A 2,374-nucleotide genomic window follows, 5' to 3' on the forward strand; every position below is an offset into this window, starting at 1 on the left:
GCGGCATCGTGTTTCCGCCGTGCCGCCGCATCGGAGGCAGGGTCCTGTCGAGTGGGCCGTCGGCACGAGATATCTTGATGTCGAGCAATGTTGCAGACGTGGAGCGGAGCACCCGGTGACTGACTCGACCATCATCTATACGCACACTGACGAGGCTCCGGCCCTGGCGACGTATTCGTTCCTGCCTGTCGTCCAGGCGTACGCCTCGACCGCCGGGGTCGCTGTGGAGACCCGCGACATCTCCCTGGCAGGGCGCATCATCGCCCAGTTCCCGGAGCGTCTGGAGGAGGGCCAGCGGATCGGCGACGCCCTCGCCGAGCTCGGCGAGCTTGCCAAGACGCCCGGTGCGAACATCATCAAGCTGCCGAACATCTCGGCGTCGATCCCGCAGCTGAAGGCCGTGATCGCCGAGCTGCAGGAGCAGGGCTACGCACTTCCGGACTACCCGGACGACCCGAAGACCGACGAGGAGCGCGACATCCGCGCCCGTTACGACAAGGTCAAGGGCAGCGCCGTCAACCCGGTCCTGCGCGAGGGCAACTCCGACCGCCGCGCCCCCGCGTCGGTCAAGAACTACGCCAAGACCCACCCGCACCGCATGGGCGCCTGGGCCGCCGACTCGAAGACGAACGTCGCCACCATGGGCGTCGACGACTTCCGTTCCACCGAGAAGTCCGCGGTCATCACCAAGGACGGCTCCCTGCGCATCGAGCTGAAGGGCGACGACGGCTCCACCACCGTCCTGCGCGAGTCCGTGCCGGTGCTGGCGGGCGAGGTCGTGGACGCGTCCGTCATGCGCGTGGCGCCGCTGCGCGAGTTCCTCACCGCGCAGGTGGCCCGCGCCAAGGCCGAGGGCGTGCTGTTCTCGGTGCACCTGAAGGCCACGATGATGAAGGTCTCCGACCCGATCGTCTTCGGCCACGTGGTGCGCGCCTTCTTCCCGAAGACGTTCGCCAAGTACGGCGAGACGCTCGCCGCGGCCGGTCTGACCCCGAACGACGGTCTCGGCGGCATCTTCAAGGGCCTGGAGTCGCTGCCCGAGGGCGCCGGGATCAAGGCGTCCTTCGACGCCGAGCTGGCCGAGGGCCCCGAGCTCGCGATGGTCGACTCCGACCGCGGCATCACCAACCTGCACGTCCCGAGCGACGTCATCGTCGACGCCTCCATGCCGGCGATGATCCGCACCTCCGGCCACATGTGGGGCCCGGACGGCCAGGAGGCCGACACCCTCGCGGTCCTCCCGGACAGCAGCTACGCCGGTGTCTACCAGGTCGTCATCGACGACTGCCGGGCGAACGGCGCCTTCGACCCCGCGACGATGGGCTCGGTGCCCAACGTCGGTCTGATGGCGCAGAAGGCCGAGGAGTACGGCAGCCACGACAAGACCTTCGAGATCCCCGCCACGGGCACCGTGCGGGTCGTCGACGAGGCCGGTGACGTGGTCCTGGAGCAGGTGGTCGGTGCCGAGGACATCTTCCGCATGTGCCAGACCAAGGACGCGCCGGTCCGCGACTGGATCAAGCTCGCCGTCACCCGCGCCCGCGCGACCGGCGACCCGGCCGTGTTCTGGCTGGACGAGAACCGCGCCCACGACGCCAAGCTGATCGAGAAGGTCGAGCAGTACCTGCCGGAGCACGACACCGAGGGCCTGGACATCAGGATCCTCTCCCCGGTCGAGGCGACCAAGCTCTCCGTGGAGCGCATCCGCCGCGGCGAGAACACGATCTCCGTCACCGGAAACGTGCTGCGCGACTACCTGACCGACCTGTTCCCGATCCTGGAGCTGGGCACCAGCGCCAAGATGCTGTCGGTCGTCCCGCTGATGGCGGGCGGCGGCCTGTTCGAAACGGGCGCCGGCGGCTCCGCGCCGAAGCACGTCCAGCAGCTGGTCAAGGAGAACTACCTGCGCTGGGACAGCCTGGGCGAGTTCTTCGCGCTCGCGGCGAGCTTCGAGCACCTCGCGCAGACCACCGGCAACGCCCGCGCCCAGGTCCTCGCCGACACCCTGGACCGGGCGACGGCGACCTTCCTGAACGAGGACAAGTCGCCCACCCGTCGCGTCGGTGGCATCGACAACCGCGGCAGCCACTTCTACCTGGCGCTGTACTGGGCCCAGGAGCTGGCGAAGCAGACCGACGACGCCGAGCTGGCGGGCGCGTTCGCGGCCCTGGCCAAGACGCTGACCGACCAGGAGCAGACCATCGTGGGCGAGCTGCTCGCGGTGCAGGGCTCGCCGGCCGAGATCGGCGGCTACTACCAGCCGGACCCGGCGAAGGCGTCGGCGGTCATGCGTCCGTCGGCGACCCTGAACCAGGCGCTCGCGACCCTGGCCTGACCCGCGCCCGTACATCACTGACCGCCCCGGCCGGACATC

General features: G+C 69.5%; 1 protein-coding gene. It reads left to right on the forward strand.

Annotated elements, in window-relative coordinates; all coding sequences use genetic code 11:
- The first annotated feature begins 115 nt into the window (after window positions 1-115).
- Window positions 116-2,335, forward strand: coding sequence for an NADP-dependent isocitrate dehydrogenase (locus tag ACWGI8_RS43145; RefSeq protein ID WP_453668957.1), 2,220 nt, complete (start codon window positions 116-118; stop codon window positions 2,333-2,335).
- The last annotated feature ends 39 nt before the right edge of the window (window positions 2,336-2,374 follow it).

This window comes from Streptomyces sp. NPDC054841, from assembly GCF_053611045.1.